This window comes from Geodermatophilus nigrescens (assembly GCF_900129495.1).
Classification (GTDB): Bacteria; Actinomycetota; Actinomycetes; order Mycobacteriales; family Geodermatophilaceae; genus Geodermatophilus; species Geodermatophilus nigrescens.
In genome coordinates this window covers 730583-746953 of record NZ_FQVX01000001.1, presented here as the reverse complement: position 1 = coordinate 746953, position 16371 = coordinate 730583, and the positions used below count along the sequence as shown (strand labels likewise).

The 16371-nt window shown below is 75.4% G+C and carries 17 protein-coding genes; 6 read left to right on the top strand and 11 right to left on the bottom strand.

Going from position 1 to position 16371, the window contains the following annotated elements; all coding sequences use genetic code 11:
* Positions 1–95 precede the first annotated feature (95 nt).
* Positions 96–1154 (top strand): class II fructose-bisphosphatase, encoded by a 1059-nt coding sequence (glpX, locus tag BUE37_RS03595; protein ID WP_217651111.1) that lies wholly within the window; start codon positions 96–98, stop codon positions 1152–1154.
* 67 nt (positions 1155–1221) lie between these two features.
* Here glpX and BUE37_RS24730 read toward each other — a convergent pair whose 3' ends face one another.
* On the bottom strand, positions 1222–2385 hold the full coding sequence (locus tag BUE37_RS24730) for a hypothetical protein (protein WP_073418674.1): 1164 nt from the start codon (positions 2383–2385) through the stop codon (positions 1222–1224).
* A 268-nt stretch (positions 2386–2653) separates the two neighbouring features.
* Positions 2654–3205 (bottom strand): hypothetical protein, encoded by a 552-nt coding sequence (locus BUE37_RS03585; RefSeq protein WP_073418673.1) that lies wholly within the window; start codon positions 3203–3205, stop codon positions 2654–2656.
* Between the two features lie 154 nt (positions 3206–3359).
* Between BUE37_RS03585 and BUE37_RS03580 the strand changes: the two genes are divergently transcribed.
* From BUE37_RS03580 to BUE37_RS03565, 4 genes are all read left to right on the top strand, one after another.
* A complete protein-coding gene (locus BUE37_RS03580) occupies positions 3360–4754 on the top strand; it encodes a class II fumarate hydratase (protein WP_073418672.1) in 1395 nt (464 codons plus the stop codon).
* 105 nt (positions 4755–4859) lie between these two features.
* Positions 4860–6161: a citrate synthase gene (locus BUE37_RS03575; protein WP_073418671.1), complete on the top strand. Its 1302-nt coding sequence runs from the start codon at positions 4860–4862 to the stop codon at positions 6159–6161.
* Positions 6162–6173: 12 nt separating this feature from the next.
* Positions 6174–6365: a hypothetical protein gene (locus BUE37_RS03570; RefSeq protein ID WP_073418670.1), complete on the top strand. Its 192-nt coding sequence runs from the start codon at positions 6174–6176 to the stop codon at positions 6363–6365.
* A gap of 212 nt (positions 6366–6577) precedes the next feature.
* Positions 6578–8500 (top strand): NlpC/P60 family protein, encoded by a 1923-nt coding sequence (locus BUE37_RS03565; RefSeq protein ID WP_083628249.1) that lies wholly within the window; start codon positions 6578–6580, stop codon positions 8498–8500.
* 73 nt (positions 8501–8573) lie between these two features.
* Here BUE37_RS03565 and BUE37_RS03560 read toward each other — a convergent pair whose 3' ends face one another.
* The 9 genes from BUE37_RS03560 to BUE37_RS03520 form a co-directional block, all read right to left on the bottom strand.
* Positions 8574–9338, bottom strand: coding sequence for a hypothetical protein (locus BUE37_RS03560; protein WP_073418669.1), 765 nt, complete (start codon positions 9336–9338; stop codon positions 8574–8576).
* Positions 9335–9676, bottom strand: a complete 342-nt coding sequence (locus BUE37_RS03555; protein WP_073418668.1) for a hypothetical protein — start codon at positions 9674–9676, stop codon at positions 9335–9337. The genes BUE37_RS03560 and BUE37_RS03555 overlap by 4 nt, the downstream gene beginning before the upstream one ends.
* Before the next feature lie 152 nt (positions 9677–9828).
* Positions 9829–10947, bottom strand: coding sequence for a sigma-70 family RNA polymerase sigma factor (locus tag BUE37_RS03550; protein WP_073418667.1), 1119 nt, complete (start codon positions 10945–10947; stop codon positions 9829–9831).
* Positions 10948–11001: 54 nt separating this feature from the next.
* Complete coding sequence (locus BUE37_RS03545; RefSeq protein ID WP_245794268.1) at positions 11002–11403, bottom strand: hypothetical protein; 402 nt, start codon at positions 11401–11403, stop codon at positions 11002–11004.
* Positions 11404–11618: 215 nt separating this feature from the next.
* Positions 11619–11939 carry a carbon storage regulator CsrA gene (gene csrA, locus BUE37_RS24955; RefSeq protein ID WP_073418666.1) on the bottom strand — a complete coding sequence of 107 codons (321 nt, stop codon included), beginning with the start codon at positions 11937–11939 and terminating at the stop codon, positions 11619–11621.
* An 84-nt stretch (positions 11940–12023) separates the two neighbouring features.
* Entirely contained in the window at positions 12024–12419 is a 396-nt protein-coding gene (fliW, locus tag BUE37_RS03535; RefSeq protein WP_073418665.1) for a flagellar assembly protein FliW, read from the bottom strand.
* Positions 12416–13318 carry a flagellar hook-associated protein FlgL gene (flgL, locus tag BUE37_RS03530; RefSeq protein WP_073418664.1) on the bottom strand — a complete coding sequence of 301 codons (903 nt, stop codon included), beginning with the start codon at positions 13316–13318 and terminating at the stop codon, positions 12416–12418. The genes fliW and flgL overlap by 4 nt, the downstream gene beginning before the upstream one ends.
* A gap of 5 nt (positions 13319–13323) precedes the next feature.
* Positions 13324–14742 (bottom strand): flagellar hook-associated protein FlgK, encoded by a 1419-nt coding sequence (flgK, locus tag BUE37_RS03525; RefSeq protein WP_073418663.1) that lies wholly within the window; start codon positions 14740–14742, stop codon positions 13324–13326.
* On the bottom strand, positions 14739–15227 hold the full coding sequence (locus BUE37_RS03520; protein ID WP_073419536.1) for a flagellar protein FlgN: 489 nt from the start codon (positions 15225–15227) through the stop codon (positions 14739–14741). The genes flgK and BUE37_RS03520 overlap by 4 nt, the downstream gene beginning before the upstream one ends.
* A gap of 159 nt (positions 15228–15386) precedes the next feature.
* Between BUE37_RS03520 and BUE37_RS03515 the strand changes: the two genes are divergently transcribed.
* Positions 15387–16346, top strand: a complete 960-nt coding sequence (locus BUE37_RS03515) for a sigma-70 family RNA polymerase sigma factor (RefSeq protein ID WP_083628248.1) — start codon at positions 15387–15389, stop codon at positions 16344–16346.
* Positions 16347–16371: the final 25 nt, after the last annotated feature.

Sequence of the window (16371 nt, the reverse complement as noted above, 5' to 3'; positions counted from 1 at the left end):
CCTAGGATCGCAGCACCGATCCAGAACCCCGCCGCCCCGCATCGGGGCGGCGCCGCGCGTCCGACCGGCAACGGTGCCGGTCGATGGAGGTCCCCGTGACACTGCCCGTACCCGACGGCCCCGTGGCCCAGGCCCCGCGCGTGAGCACCTTCCGCACCGACCGCCCCGCCCCCGACCGCAACCTGGCCCTCGAGCTGGTGCGCGTCACCGAGGCCGCCGCCATGGCCGCCGGCCGCTGGGTGGGCCGCGGCGACAAGAACGGCGGCGACGGCGCCGCGGTCGACGCCATGCGCGCGCTGATCGGCACGGTGAGCATGCGCGGCGTCGTCGTCATCGGCGAGGGCGAGAAGGACCAGGCGCCGATGCTCTACAACGGCGAGCAGGTGGGCGACGGCTACGGCCCCGAGTGCGACGTCGCCGTCGACCCGATCGACGGCACCACGCTGATGGCCAAGGGCATGCCCAACGCCATCGCCGTCATGGCGGTGGCCGACCGCGGCGCCATGTACGACCCCTCGGCCGTCTTCTACATGGAGAAGATCGCCGTCGGCCCGGCCGCCGCCGACGCCGTCGACATCACCGCCCCGGTCGCGGAGAACATCCGCCGGGTGGCGAAGGCCAAGCACAGCTCGGTCGCCGACGTCACCGTCTGCATCCTCGACCGCCCGCGGCACGACCAGCTGGTGCACGAGGTCCGCGAGGCCGGCGCCCGCATCCGGTTCATCTCCGACGGCGACGTCGCCGGCGCGATCGCCGCCGCCCGGGAGGGCACCGGCGTCGACATCCTCATGGGCATCGGCGGCACGCCGGAGGGCATCATCGCCGCCTGCGCGCTCAAGTGCATGGGCGGTGCGCTGCAGGGCCGGCTGTGGCCCAAGGACGACGAGGAGCGGCAGAAGGCGGTCGACGCCGGCCACGACCTCGACCGGGTGCTGCAGATCGACGACCTGGTGCGCGGCGACGTCTTCTTCGTGGCCACCGGCATCACCGACGGCGAGCTGCTGCGCGGCGTGCAGTACCGCGCCGGCGGCTGCACCACGCAGTCGCTGGTCATGCGCTCGCGCTCCGGCACCATCCGCTCGATCGACAGCCTGCACTCGCTGGAGAAGCTGCGCGCCTACTCGGCGGTCGCCTTCGACCCGCACCACGACTGACGCAGACCGCACACACGAGGACGGCCCCGGGGCGATCGCCCCGGGGCCGTCCTCGTGTGTGCGTGGCTCAGCCGAGCCGCTCCTCGCAGGTGCCGAGGCTCTCGTAGGCCACCCGGCCGGCGCAGGTCCCGGCGTACTGCTCGTACTCCGAGTCGACCGGGGTCGCCCCCCAGAGCTCGTCGCAGGAGGCCCAGTCGCCGGCGAAGCACGCCTCGGCCAGCGGCTGGTACCGGCCGGAGGGGTCGTCGCCGAGGTCGCTCGGCGGCACCGGGTCCGACGTCGGGCCCGCGGCGCCGCCGCTACCCGACCCGAGCCGCAGCTCGCAGGTCCCGGCCTGGTACTCGACCCGGCCGCCGCAGGTGCCGCCGTACTCCTCCCACGCCGAGTCGATCGGGGTGTCGAGCCACAGGTCGTCGCAGGCGGCCAGGTCGCCCGCGAAGCAGGCGTCGGCCTGCTGCTGGAAGTCGCCCTCGGTGTCCTCGCCGAGGCCCACCGGGGGCTGCCCCGCCGGGAGGGCCCCGCCGCCGCCCCCGCCGGGGGTGGTCGAGGAGGACGAGGACGAGGACGACGAGCTCGACGAGGAGCTGGAGCTCGACGAGGAGGACGTCGTCGTCGAGGCGGTGGTCGTGGTGGTCGGGTCGGCGACCGTGGAGCCCTCGTCGTCGCGCAGCAGGAAGAACAGCAGCACGCCGAGGCCCGCGATGAGGACGACGCCGACCACGGTGAGGATGACGGCGAGGTTCTTCTTCGGCTTCGGCGCCGGCTGGCCGTAGGCGCCCTGCTGGCCGTAGGGCTGCTGGCCGTAGGGCTGCTGCCCGTACTGGCCGTACTGGGCGTTCGGGTCGTAGCCCTGCTGCCCGTACTGCTGCCCGTACTGGGCGTTCGGGTCGTAGCCCTGCTGGCCGTACTGCTGCCCGTACTGCTGGCCGTACTGGGCGCCCGGGTCGTAGCCCTGCTGCCCGTACTGCTGCCCGTACTGGGCGTTCGGGTCCTGACCCTGCTGCCCGTACTGCTGCTGCCCGTAGGCGTTCGGGTCGGGCTGGCCGAAGGGGGCGGTCTGCTCCCGCGGGTCACCCGGCTGGCCGTACTGGCCGGCCTGGAACTGCGAGGTCGGCGGCGCCGGCTGACCGAACTGCGCGGTCGGGTCGTCGGACTGCCCCCAGCCCTGCTGCCCGGGCTGCTGGCCCGCGGGGTCGTTGCCGCCCTGCGGCGGCGTCGGCGGCTGGGACATCTGCAGACTCCTCGGTTCTGGTCGCTGGCGGGGCCAGGCTAGGTCGGGCGATCGGGACGAGCGAGCACCGCCCGGTCACGGGTGAGCGGCGGAGGACGCCACCCGCCCCACGGCTCACGTCAGCCGCGGGGCCCCCTCCGGTGACGTCCCGAACGATCCCCTGACGTGCTGGAACGGACTGGTGCGCGACTTGGGCGGGCCCCCAAGCGCGGCCCCGTCCAGGGCACCGCCGCGAGCGTGCGAGCGGTGGGGAGGACGGGCTCCTCCCTCAGTCCAGTTCGGTGCAGTACGGCACGGTCCATGCCTTGACCCGGCCGCCGCAGGTGCTGCCGTACTCCTCGTAGTCCGACAGCGGCGCCGACTCCATGTAGAGGTCGTCGCAGGACTGCAGGTCGCCGTCGAAGCACTCCTGCGCGTAGGCGTCGAGCACCGGGTCGGGGCCGAGCTCGCCGGGCGGCACGGGGTCGGTCTGCTCGACCGGCCCGAGGCCGCCGACGGCGTAGGGGTCGGCGTACCAACCGGCGTCCTCGCTGACCCCGCCGAACATCGCCTGGCCGATCGCCTCGCCGGCGGCGGTGCCGGCGTCGTCGGCCGCCCCGCGCAGCAGCAGCGCGCCGACGACGGCGGCCAGCACCATGCCGATGACCAGACCCGCGACGACGACGGCGATCCCGCCGGGGCCGAGCGGGCGCGGGGCCGGCACGGCGGGCACCGGGGGCGCGGCCGGGACGGGGCGGCCGACGGCCGGCTCCCAGGTGCCCCACGGCGTCCAGCCGCCGGTGGGGGCGGTGCCGTACGCGGGGTCGTGCGGAGGTGTCACGGGGGCTCCTCGGGCGGGGTGGTCGGGCGACGCTAGCCACCCCCGGGGCCGCCGTCCCGCATCCGGACCGGAGCCTCCCCACATGGAGCGGGACCGGGCCTCTCTAGGGTCACGCCAGCAGCAGCGAACCCACCGACACCACACGGGAGCCAGCGTGGCCACCGAGCAGGAATTCCGCGTCGAGCACGACTCCATGGGGGAGGTCCGCGTCCCCGCCTGGGCCAAGTGGCGGGCCCAGACCCAGCGCGCCGTCGAGAACTTCCCGATCTCCGGCACCCCCATCGAGCGCGAGCTCATCGCCGCGCTGGCCGCCATCAAGGGCGCCGCGGCGCGGGTGAACGCCGACCTCGGCGTCCTCGACCGCGGCGTCGCCGACGCGATCGCCGCCGCGGCCGCGGAGGTCGCCTCCGGCACGTGGGACGACCACTTCCCCATCGACGTCTTCCAGACCGGCTCGGGGACGTCGAGCAACATGAACACCAACGAGGTCCTGGCCACGCTCGCCACCGAGGCCTCGGGCACCCCGGTGCACCCGAACGACCACGTCAACGCCTCGCAGTCGTCCAACGACGTGTTCCCCTCGGCGATCCACGTGGCCGCGACCCGGGCGATCGTGCGCGACCTGGTGCCCGCGCTGCAGCACCTGGAGGCCTCGCTCTCGCGCAAGGCCGGGGAGTTCCGCGAGGTCGTCAAGAGCGGCCGCACCCACCTGATGGACGCCACCCCGGTCACCCTCGGTCAGGAGTTCGGCGGGTACGCCGCGGCGGTCCGCTACGGCGTCGAGCGGCTGCAGGCCTCGCTCCCCCGCATCGGCGAGCTGCCGCTGGGCGGCACCGCCGTCGGCACCGGCATCAACACCCCGCCCGGCTTCGCCGCAGCGATCATCGAGCGGCTCGCCGGCGAGCTGGACCTGCCCCTGACCGAGGCCCGCGACCACTTCGAGGCGCAGAGCTCGCGCGACGGGCTGGTGGAGGCCTCCGGCCAGCTGAAGACGATCGCCGTCGGCCTCGTGAAGATCGCCAACGACCTGCGGTGGATGGGCTCGGGCCCGCGCACCGGCCTCGGCGAGATCCAGCTGCCCGACCTGCAGCCGGGCAGCTCGATCATGCCGGGCAAGGTGAACCCGGTGATCCCCGAGGCGGTCATCCAGGTGGCCGCCCAGGTCATCGGCAACGACGCCGCCGTCACCTACGCCGGCACCACCGGCGTCTTCGAGCTCAACGTGACGCTGCCGCTCATGGCGCGCAACGTGCTCGAGTCGATCCGGCTGCTGGCCAACGTCAGCCGGATCCTGGCCGACCGCTGCGTCGACGGGATCGTCGCCAACGTCGAGCAGTGCCGCACCTACGCGGAGTCCTCGCCGTCGATCGTCACGCCGCTGAACAAGTACATCGGCTACGAGGAGGCCGCGAAGGTCGCCAAGCAGTCGCTGGCCGAGCAGAAGACGATCCGCCAGGTGGTGCTCGAGCGCGGCTACGTGGAGCAGGGCAAGCTCACCGAGGCCCAGCTCGACGAGGCCCTCGACGTCCTGTCCATGACCCACCCCTGACGGGTCGCCGGTCCGCTCCGGCGGGGTGGGCGGGAGCCCGCTCCACCCCGCCGGGGGACGGTCGCTGTCGTCGGAGTGGCCGGACGGCGATAGCGTCGGCCCACCATGACCGAGACAGCCAGCACCCCCGAGGTATCCCTCCGGCACCCGGGGGGTGAGCTCCCGCTGCGCACGGTCCCGGCCACGGAGGGCGCCTCCGGGCTCGACGTCTCCAAGCTGATGGCGACGACCGGACAGGTCGCGCTCGACGTCGGCTTCGTGAACACCGCCTCCTGCACGTCGGCGATCACCTACATCGACGGCGACGCGGGCGTCCTGCGCTACCGGGGCTACCCGATCGACCAGCTCGCCGGGAAGGCCAGCTTCCTCGAGGTCACCTACCTGCTGATCCACGGCGAGCTACCCACCGCCGACCAGCTGGCGGCCTTCGACGACAACCTGCGCCGGCACACCCTCCTGCACGAGGACCTCAAGCAGTTCTTCCAGGGCTTCCCGCGCGACGCGCACCCGATGCCGGTGCTGTCCTCGGCGGTCAGCGCCCTGTCGACCTTCTACCAGGACTCGCTGGACCCCTTCGACCCGCGGCACGTGGAGATCTCCACCGTCCGGCTGCTGGCGAAGCTGCCCACGATCGCCGCCTACGCGTACAAGAAGTCGGTCGGGCAGCCGTTCCTCTACCCCGACAACTCCCTCGGCCTGGTCGAGAACTTCCTGCGGATGACCTTCGGCTTCCCGGCCGAGCCCTACGAGGTCGACCCCGACCTCGCCGCCGCCCTCGACATGCTGTTCGTGCTGCACGCCGACCACGAGCAGAACTGCTCGACGTCGACCGTGCGCCTGGTCGGCTCCTCCCACGCCAACCTGTTCGCCTCGGTCTCGGCCGGCATCAACGCGCTGTTCGGCCCGCTGCACGGCGGGGCCAACCAGTCGGTGCTGGAGATGCTGGAGGCCATCCAGCGCGACGGCGGCGACATCGGCCGGTTCGTGGCGCGGGTGAAGGACAAGGAGCCCGGCGTCAAGCTCATGGGCTTCGGCCACCGGGTCTACAAGAACTACGACCCGCGCGCGGCGATCGTGAAGCAGACCGCCGACACCGTGCTGGACAAGCTGGGCGGTGACAACCAGCTGCTGGACCTCGCGCGCCAGCTCGAGGAGATCGCGCTGTCCGACGACTACTTCGTGCAGCGCAAGCTCTACCCGAACGTCGACTTCTACACCGGCCTCATCTACCGGGCGATGGGCTTCCCGACGCGGATGTTCACCGTGCTGTTCGCCCTCGGCCGGCTGCCCGGCTGGATCGCCCAGTGGCGGGAGATGATCGAGGACCCGACGACGAAGATCGGCCGGCCGCGCCAGGTGTACACCGGCGAGACCGAGCGCGCCTTCGTCCCCATCGGCGAGCGCTGACGGGCGGGCGCCATGGGCGGTGATCCGGCCGAGGACGTCCTGGTCCTGCCACCCATCCCCCTGGCCACCGGCCGGGTGCTGCGCGAGGACGACCGGACGCTGGAGGTGACCGCCGTCGAGGTGGTCGTCTCCACCGCCGACGGCACGCAGCACCGGATCGCGCTGGTCCCCCGGCACGGCGCCTGGTGGGCCCCCGACCGCTGACCTCCCCGGGCGGCCCCGCGGGGACGCACCGCGCACCTCCGCGGGACCGCCCGGCACCCCGGCCGGTCCCCCGACCGGGCGGAACCCCTCCCCCCATGGGGTGAGACCCGCTCCCCCGTCCCTCCTCCGGGTCCCCCGGACGGTCGATCTGACGGCGAGCGCTCCAGCACGGAGCGCGGCCAGCCAGCCGAGACCGCCCGGGGGACCAGACCGTGCCCGCTCCACGCACGACCGCCTCCCCGCGCACCTCCGCTCCCCGCCGCGAGCTCACCCCCCGCGAGGCCGAGGCCCTGCGCGCCCTGCTCGCCGCCCGCGCCGCCGGCACCCCCGGCACCGCGACCGCCCGGCCCGCGACCGCCCGGCCCGTGGCCAGGACGACGTCGGCGGGCAAGAAGAAGACCGCCCGGAAGAAGGCCCGGCGGGCCCCCGCCCGCCGCCCGGCGTCCGCTCCCCGCGAGCGCGGCCCCTGGCGCACCCGGCTGCTCGTCGTCGGCCTGGCCACCCTGCTCGTGCCGGCGGTGAGCGTGCTCCTCGCCCCCGCCACCTCCGCGCCCGGCTCGGCCACCATCGCTCCCGACCCCACGGGGCTGGCGCTGGCCGCCCGCAGCACCCTGCTGCAGGACGCCGACGCCTACCGCCGGCTGCAGGCCGAGATCGACGGCCGCCGCGCCGAGCTGGCCACCGCCGAGGCCGCCGAGCTGGCCGCCCGCGCCGCCGTCGCCGCCGAGCAGGTCACCGTCGGCGACGTCGCGGCCGACCTCTACCGCGCGAGCGCCACCGGCCGGATGCCGGTGCTCGGCCTCGAGGCCACCACCCCCGGCACGACCTCGGGCGTCCTGCAGCTGCAGGCGCTGGCCGACCGGGCCGCCGTCGAGCGCGAGGCCGTCGTCGTCCGGGCGCAGCGGGCCGAGGCCGCCGCGGAGGCCGCGGCCGCCCGCGTCTCCCGGGCGCAGGCCGCCGTCGACGCCGCCACCGCGCAGGCCCGCACGCTGCTGGCCGGCGTCCGGGAGACCGCCGACGACCTCGGCCTCGACGTCGCCGCGCAGCTCGCGGCGCTGGACACCGTCCCGTCGGCCGGCGCGCAGCAGCAGCGCAACGCCGCCGCGCTGCAGCGCTGGCAGGGGTACCTCGCCGAGCTGGCGTCCGCCGGGATCGAGCCGCCGTCGGCCGCCGAGCTGGCCGACCCGGCCGCGCTGCCCGCCGGTTTCTCCCCCGCCCTCGACGCGGCCGGCCAGGCCGTGCCGGGCGTGGCCTGGGCCGTGGCGGGCAACCGCCCGGTGACCGTGCTCCCCGCCGAGACCGTGGCCGCCGTGAGCAGCGCGCTGGCGCAGGCCGGGCGGCCCTACGCCGAGGGTTCCGCCGGGCCGGACGCCTACGACTGCGGCGGGCTGACCGCGGCGTCGTGGCTGCTGGCCGGGTACGACCTGCCGGCCACCGCCGCCGGGCAGTGGGCCGCGGCGACCGTGGTCCCGGCCTCGCAGATCCAGGTCGGCGACCTGGTGGTCTCCGACGGCGGCCAGGACGTCGCGCTGTACCTGGGTTCCGGCGAGGTGCTGGGCGCCTCGGCCGCCACCTACCGGGTCGGCGTCCACCCGCTGCCCGAGGACGCCCGTGCCGTGCGGGTGACCCTGCCCGCCCCGGCGCAGCCGAACGCGCCGTTGCCGGCGACGGCGTCGGGCCGCGGTGCCTGCGGCGCTCCCCCGGCGCCGGCCGGGCCGGTCAGCCCCGCCTGGGGCGGCTGGACCAACGGCCGGATCCCCGCCGAGGCGCTGTGCTCGATCGCCCGCGGTCACGCGCTGCGCTGCGACGCGGCGGCCGGGTACGCGGCCCTGGCGTCGGCCTACGAGGCGGAGTTCGGCACGCCGCTGTGCATCACCGACTCCTACCGGTCGATGGCCGCGCAGCAGGACGCCTTCCGCCGCAAGCCGGCCCTGGCCGCGGTGCCGGGCACCTCGAACCACGGCTGGGCGCTGGCGGTGGACCTGTGTGGCGGCGTGCACGTCGCGGGCACCGCGCAGTGGACCTGGATGACGCAGAACGCGGGCCGGTTCGGCTTCGTCAACCCCGACTGGGCCCGGCCCGGCGGCGAGAAGCCCGAGCCGTGGCACTGGGAGTTCGGCGACCTGCTCGACTGAGGAAGGACCAGGCAGAGGAAGCTGTCCGCACGTCCTGGCGCGCAGGACGTGGGCAGAGCTTCCCATGCCTCGTTCAGAGCCAGCGGAGGGCGGCGAGGCCCGACCAGGGCAGGCGCACGCAGGCCTCCCCGGTGAGCCCGGCGAGCCGGTCGGCCACGCCCTCGGCGGCGCAGGCCACCGGGCTCATCGGAGTCACGACCACCTGGGGCTCGCGCAGCCGCAGGCCGGCGTCGGCGATCCGCCCGAGCAGCCGCTCGGGCGCGGCGAGCGCGGCGGTGGCCAGCATCGGGGCGCCGGGGTGCGACCACAGCGCCACCGGGCCCTCCACCCGCAGCACGCCCCCGGCGTCGGCCGCGCGGGCCGTGGCGTCGGCGCGGGTGCGGGTGACGACGGCGGCGTCGGCGCGGTCCGACGGCGTCCACGCCACGGTGCGCTCACCGCGGCGGACGACGACCCGCCAGCCGACGGCCGACCGCCCGTCGTCGGTCCAGTCCAGGACGGCGACGCCGGCGCGCAGGGCGGCCCCGTCGGTCACCGGGCGGCGGGCGACCACGCGGGTCAGCGCCTCGCCGACGCCGTCGGGGGTCGGGGCGACGCCGGCGTCGGTCATGTCCTCGGCGAGGTCGCGCAGCGACAGCCGGGTGCGGCGCTCGTCCTCGGCGAGGACCAGCACCGGGCCGCGGGCCGGGTCGCTCAGCACGGCGGCGCGCAGGCCGCCGGTGGCGAGGCCGGGCAGCACCGCGGCGGCGGCGGCCCGGACGTCGTCGACGGCGACGGGGGCCGGCCGCAGCCGGGCGAGCAGCCCGGCGGAGGCGCGGGCGGGGCGCTCCGGCCTCACGCGCGGCGCCCGGCGAGCGTGGCGCGCAGCGGCGCGGACAGCGACCCGAGGGCCAGCACGCTGGCGTGCTCGGCGGCCGACAGCCGCACGGGCAGGACGTCGTCGGCCCAGCCGGTCACCCGGCGGACCCGGGCGGCGGGCGCGGGCCAGACCGCGTCGCGGGCGGCGGCCACGTGGAGCTCGGTGAGCACGTCGGCGAGGTGCACCGCGGCGACCGGGTGCAGGAGGCCGGCGGCCAGCTCGGCGCGGACGACGCCGGCGAGCTCCTCGCGGTCGTCGCCCGACAGCCAGTGCGGGAGCAGGACGACGGCCGGGTCACCCGCAGGCAGCACGCTCACCGCTTCCCCTCCCCGTCGGTGCCCACGGGTCCGCCCGGCCGGCTCGTGCGGCACGTCGGCGGGGCCCCGTGGTCTTGCGTCTCCTACATCGGCAGTCCGGCGCCGGGATGGACCCGGTGGAAGCGGACTCCTCCGTGCCGTTTACCCGCGCGTCACTCGGAGAGCTCGGTGAGCCGGTCCTTGAGGGCGCGCTCGACGCGGTCGGCGTGGACGTTCATGTTCCGGACCGAGGTGCCGAGGTCGGCCGAGACCTGGGTCTTCGTCTGCCCGCCCCAGGTCGTCAGGTACCAGGTGGCCCAGCCGAGCACGTTCGGCTGCGCGGCGCGCTGGCCGCGGGCGGCGGTGGGGTCGGGGGCGCAGGCGGCGGTCAGCGCGTGCGACAGCAGCGTCTGGTCGGCCTCGTCCATGATCTGGTCGGGCGCCTCGTCGCTGTCGGGCACGAGCACCTCGGCCGCGCCGTCGGGACCGCCGTCGAGCGACTGCAGGTTGCGCAGCCCGTTGAGGGTGGCGACGGTCTGCGAGTTGCGGCGCAGCGTGGCGACGCTCTGCCCCATGTACTCGGCGAGCTCGCGCTCGCTGGGCCGGCGCTGGTGCTCGGCCTGGAAGGCGGCCAGCGCCTTCTGCTGCCGGTTCTCGGTGTCGGCGGCGGTGCGGCCGTGGGCGCTGCGGCCCAGGTCGTGCACCCACTTGGACAGCTGGGTGGCCAGGAACGCGCCGAACGGGACGCCCTTGGTCTCGTCGTACTGGCCGACCGCCTTGAGGACCCACTCGGCGACCTGCTGGTAGAGGTCGTCGGGGTCGGGCACGTGCATGCGCAGGGTGCTGGCGTTGCGCTGCAGCCGCTTGAGGCTCAGCGGCTGGTAGTGCCGGCACAGGTCCTCGAGGAAGGCCGGCGGCAGGTCGCGGGGCGCGCGGCGGCGGACGGCCGCCTCGGCGCGCAGGCCCACGGTGCCGATGTCGCGGCCGGCGCACCAGGCGCGGATCCAGTCGGCGAGCACCTGGCCCTGCCCGCACGGGCCGTCGACCCGGTACAGGCCCTCGCCCTCGTCGTGGCTGACCGTGACGCCGTCGGGCAGGTCGGCGCGGAACTCGGCGAGCGGCAGGTCGCGGTCCACGCGGAAGTGCACGCGGTCGCGGGCGGTGATCGGGACGGCCGCGAAACCCTCGGCCTCGGGGACGCCGCCGAAGACGAGCGGCGCGCGGCCGGGGGCGTCGGCGCCGGAGTCGGCGGGCCGGTCGGCGGTGGTCGGGTCGGTCGCGAGGGTGCTCACCGGGAACTCCAAGTCGATCGCGGGGAAGGCGTCGGCCGGGGAAGGGGGGCCGCGTTACGCGGGGACGCGCTCGGCGTGCGCCGGCAGGGCCGGGGCGAGGCCGGGGTCGCCGGCGTGCAGCAGGGCCTCGGCCGCGGCGCGCTCGGCGGGAGCGGGCTCGGCGGCGTAGACCGGCATGTGGTCGTAGAGGACCGTGAAGACGTCGCTGACGAAGGCGTAGGCGGCCTGCGCCTGCGGGGAGAAGCGCGCGATCGCCTCGCGCGGGCCCAGCTCGACGCCGACGGTCACGCGGACGACGCGCTCGTCCTTGGCGAGGCCGGTGATCGCGAAGGCGACGGCCGGGTGCGCGGCGGCCAGGGCCGACAGCTCGGCCAGGCAGCGCCGGGTGGACCCGCGCCGCGGCCGCAGCTGGACGTGGACCACCACGGTCTCGTCGGCCTGCTGGGTCTCTGCCATCACGCTCTGCTGCATCTCCATCGCCCCCTGTGTCGTGCTCGGGGGCAACTCTGTCGCATGAGCGGACGGTGACGGGCACACAACTCGCCGTGTGCTGCGCAATGTGCGGGGCGACCTTCGTCAGGTCTTGCCCTCGCGGACGGGGAGGACGGTACGGCGGGTCCGCGCACCGGCGAGAGTTGCCGAGACGCGGACCCGCCGTCCGTGCGAGTCGTTCAGCGCCCGCGCGCCTCCGGCGGGGCGGGCTGCGCGACGGGCTCCGCGGCCGGGGCCTCCGGGGCGCCGGCGCCGGTCGCCGGGCCGCTCGCGGGGGCCGGCGCGAAGGCGGCGAGGGCGCCCAGCGTGTCGGCGGTGACCTGGGCGGCGAGCAGGTTGGCCTCGGCGATCTGCCGGTAGACCTCCTCGCGGTGGATGGTCACCTCGCGGGGGGCCTTGAAGCCGAGGCGGACGGTGCCGCCCCGGACCTCGACGACGTGGACCTCGATGTCGTCGCCGATGCGGATGGTCTCGCCGACGCTGCGGGTGAGAGTGAGCACGGGTACCCCTCCATGGGTGTGTGTTGGCCTCCGTGGCATACCCGCCGGGGGCGGGGATCGGAACGGCGGTGCCGCTCCCTCTTCCTATCGGCGCAGGGGACGCCGGATCGGATGACGGCTGTCGGGCAGCAGCACCTGGGCCGCCCGCCAGTTCGCCGGGTTGAGCACGACCGGTGCGCGGAGGTTCGCCGTCGCGTGCGCGACGCCCTCCGCCGGGACGGTCACCAGCGCCAGCAGCGTGGCGTCGGCGGCGTCGTCGAGGTCGAGGTCGGCCAGCACCTGCCGGGGCAGGGCGGGCGCGTAGTCCGGGAAGTACCGGGCCGGGGGGATGGCCAGGAACCGCGGACCGTCGGCGTCCATCGACTGCAGCCAGAACAGCAGGCCGTCCCCGTCGGCCGTGACGAGCACGTAGTCGCGGAAGCCGGGCAGGGGGGCCACCATGCCGAGCAGCGGCATCGTGACGACCGGGGCGAGCGTCATGCGAGGAAGTCCACGAGCGTCGGCTGGATGATCTTCGCGGTCGCCGAGAGCGCCGCCTGGTAGCTCGTCTGGACCATGTTGAGCTCCATGATCGTCTTCGGCAGGTCGATGTCCTCGACGCCGGCGAGCTGGCCCTTGAGCTGCAGCTGGCGGTCGGTGTTGACCTGCGCGGCGGTCTCGATCCGGGTGGCGCGGGCGCCGACGCCGGAGATCGCGTTGAGCAGGCGGTCCATCGCGCCGTCGAGCGAGGCGATGTGCCCCGGCAGCGCGTCGGTGTCCCCGACGACGTCGTCGGCGATCGAGGCGACCAGCGCGAACAGGTCGCCGCCGGCCGGGTCGCCGAAGGCCTCGGGCCCGGTGACGTCGACGCGCACCTCCTCGTTGGCGGAGATGCGGCGCATCTGCGGCACGACCGGGACGGTGCCCGTCCCGCCGATGCCGGCGTAGGTGCCGTCGGCGTTGTAGGCCAGCGCGCCGGTGGTGACGCCGCCGAACACCGGCTGGCCGTCGATGGTCGTGTTGGCGACCCCGATGAGGCTCTCGCGGATCGACCGCATCTCGGTGGCGATCGCGGTGCGGCTGCTCTCGCTCATCGCGCCCTCGTTGGCGGCGCGCAGGGTGAGCGTCTGCACCCGGCGGACCTGCTCGATGACGGTGCCGAGCGCGGAGTCGGTGGTCTCCAGCCGGCCCTGCGCGTCGGAGACGTTGCGCGCGTACTGGACGGTCGCGGCCTGGTCCTGCCGGATCTGCATCGCCCGGTTGACCCCGGTCGGTGAGTCCGACGGCTTGCTGACCAGCTTGCCGGAGGTGAGCTGCTGGTTGAGCCGGCCGACCTCGGCGAGGTTGCGGTTGAGGCCCTGGAGCGCCGTCTGGGCGACGGCGCGCTGCGTGATGCGCACTCAGGTCACCGCCCCACGAGGCCGGTGCGGTTGATGAGCGTGTCCAGCGCCTGGTCGATGGCGCTCACCATGCGCGCGGCGGCGCTGTAGGCGTGCTGGAACGAGAGCATGTTGGTCATCTCCTCGTCGAGGTTGACCCCGGACACCGACTCGCGGGCGGCGTCGACCTGGGCCGACACCACCTGCTGGACCTCGAGGTCGCGGGTGGCCACGGAGGACTGCACCCCGAGGGCGACCACGAGCTCGCGGTAGCCGGCGTCGAGGCCACCGGGCTGCAGGCTCAGCCGGAACATGGCGTCGGCGTTCCTCCCGTCGGCGGCGACGGCGCCGCCGACGGTGGCCGGGTCGGTGCCCGAGGCGGCGAAGCGCGCCGGGTCGGTCAGCCGCAGGGTGAGGTTCGCGGCGGTGACGGCGGTGCCGCCCGCGCCGTCGTCGAACAGCACACCGCCGGCGGCGCCGGTGCTGTCGAAGCCGGCCGCGTGGGCGGTGTTGAACGTCGTGGCCAGGGACCGGGCGAACTCGTCGAGCCGGCCCCGGTAGGCGGGGAGGGTGGAGGTCAGCGCGGTGATCTGGCCGGCCGCGGTGCCGCCGGGGCGCAGCGTCGTGCCGCCCGGGTCGGTCTCCAGCCGCGGCGCGTCGGTGCCGACGCCGTCGGGACCGGTCGACCCGGCCAGCCGGACGCGGACCGCCTCGCCGCCGGCCACCAGCGCGGTGCCGCCGACGGTCACGTCGACGACGCCGTCGGCCCGCGGCACGGCGACCGCGCCGACGGCCTCCGACAGCTTCACGACCAGGGCGTCGCGGCGGTCGGAGAGCTCGTTGGTCGGCAGCCCGGACAGGGTCGCCTGCCGGATCGCGACGTTGAGCTCGGCGATCGAGGCGGCCGAGGTGTTGACCTCGGTGACCAGCGCGGAGACGCCGTCGCGGGTCTGGTCCCACTGCTGGTCGAGCGAGGCGCGGGTGGTGCGCACGCCGTCGGCGAGCGTGTCGAGGCGCTCGAGCACCTGGCTGCGCGAGGCGAGGGTGGTCGGGCGGCCGGACAGCTCCGACAGGCTCGACCAGACGTCGGCCAGCATGCTCTGGATGCCGCTGTCGCCGGGCTCGCGGAAGGCGTCCTCGACGCCGGACAGCGCGGCGCTCTCGGCGGCCAGCTGCGCGGTCTTCGACGTCTCGAGGTGGCCGCGGGCCTCCAGCAGCGCGTCGCGGACGCGGCGCACCTGGTCGGCGTTGACGCCGCCGTCGACGGCGGTGCTCACCGAGTGCACGGCGGGGACGGCGGTGCCGCCCATCGCGACCTGGTCCACCCGCTGGCGGGAGTAGCCGGCGGTGTTGACGTTGGCGATGTTCTGACCGGTGACGTCGAGGCCGCGCTGGGCGGCCCACAGCGCCGTCGACGCGGTGTTGAGGCCAGAGAAGGTGCTCACAGTGCTCCGTCCAGGGTGACCGCGCGGGTGGCCCCGTGCTCCGAGCGCCCCGTGGCGCCGTAGGTGCCGGCGGAGGGCTGCTGGCGGACCGACAGCAGCGCGTCGCCGATCGCGGACAGGCCGCCCTCGATCAGCTCGCGGTTGGCGTCGGAGAGGCTGCGCAGGTCGGTGACGAGGACCAGCAGGGCCTCGTGGTGCTTGGCCAGCAGGTCGTTCCACGGCGCCGGGGCGGCGTCGGCGAGCTGGCGCAGCGACGGGTTGACCCCGGTGCCCAGCCGCACGGCCAGCGCCTCGGTGGCAGCGGCCCGCTCCACCTCGAGGGTGCGCAGCTGGTCGAGCACGACCTCGATCTCGTGGGCGATGCGCGCCAGCCAGCGCGTCTTGCCCGACAGGATCAGGTACTGCTTCTCCTCCGCCTTGAACAGCAGCAGGTCGAGCAGCTCCTGCTCGCGCCACAGCAGCGTCGACAGGTGCTGGAAGTCCACGTCCGCCACCGCCTTCCCTCGTGTCCCGGCGGGGGTCCCCGCCGTCCGCGCTCTCGCGGTCAGACCGTCGGCAGCGGGCGACAGCCCCTCAAGCCGAGTTCCCAGGATTGGCAGGAGTTGTGCGTCCTCCGGGGGGCGGTCCCTGCCGAGGAGGGGACCGTGCCAGCTGCCCGCTCCCCGCTGTCCCCCGCCGCCGCGCGGCCCGAGGCCGTGCGCCCCGAGATCGTGCGCCCGGAGTCCGTGCGCCCGGAGTCAGTGCGCCCGGAGTCAGAGGTCGAGGCGATCGTCACCGAGCACCTCCCGCTGTGCTCCTTCGCCGTCAACGCGGTGGCCTCGCGCATCTCCCTCCCCGGCCACGTCAGCCGCGAGGACCTCCTCTCCTGCGCCAAGGTGGCGCTGGTCGAGGTGGCCCGCCGGTTCGACCCGTCGGCCGGCGCCACCTTCGCCACCTACGCGCTGCCCCGGCTGCAGGGCGCCGTCCTCGACGAGCTGCGCTCGGGCGACTGGGCCAGCCGCTCGGTGCGCGCCGCGGCCCGCCGCAGCGACGCCGCCGCCGACGCGCTGACCATCCGCCTGGGCCGCCCGCCCACGCGCGAGGAGCTCGCCGAGAGCCTGGGCGTGCGCCGCGAGGACCTCGAGGCGCTGCAGGTCGACGTGCACCGCGCCGTCATGGTCAGCATCGACGCCGAGACCGGCACCGAGGGCGGCACCCTCGACCTGCCCGACCCCGGCGAGTCCCCCGAGCGCGCGGTGCTGCGCGGCGAGCGCGCCCGCTACCTGCAGGACGCGATCCGCGCCCTCCCCGACCGCCTCGACGAGGTCGTGGAGCGGAACTTCTTCGGCGGGGAGTCGCTCACCGACATCGCCGCCGACCTCGGCGTCACCCTGTCGCGCGTCTCGCAGATGCGCGCCCGTGCGCTGACCCTCCTGCACGCGGCGATGAGCGAGGTGTGGGAGGGCCGCGCGGTGCCCGCCGACGGCGGTGTCCGCGCCCGCAACCAGCAGCGGCTCTACGTCGACCGCGTCGCCGGCCGCCTCCCGGCCGAGCGCACCGCCCCGCCCATCCCCCGCCCCCGCACGGGCTGGCAGGCGGCGTACGGCGCGGCCCGCCCCGCCTGACGCGCACCACCACCCGAGCACCACC

What these genes read in the sequence shown, in the direction of transcription:
- BUE37_RS24730 (WP_073418674.1), bottom strand. Translation starts at nt 2,385, where the DNA reads ATGTCCCAGCCGCCGACGCCGCCGCAGGGCGGCAACGACCCCGCGGGC.
- BUE37_RS03575 (WP_073418671.1), top strand. Translation starts at nt 4,860, where the DNA reads ATGACCGAGACAGCCAGCACCCCCGAGGTATCCCTCCGGCACCCGGGG.
- BUE37_RS03570 (WP_073418670.1), top strand. Translation starts at nt 6,174, where the DNA reads ATGGGCGGTGATCCGGCCGAGGACGTCCTGGTCCTGCCACCCATCCCC.
- BUE37_RS03545 (WP_245794268.1), bottom strand. Translation starts at nt 11,403, where the DNA reads ATGGCAGAGACCCAGCAGGCCGACGAGACCGTGGTGGTCCACGTCCAG.
- fliW (WP_073418665.1), bottom strand. Translation starts at nt 12,419, where the DNA reads ATGACGCTCGCCCCGGTCGTCACGATGCCGCTGCTCGGCATGGTGGCC.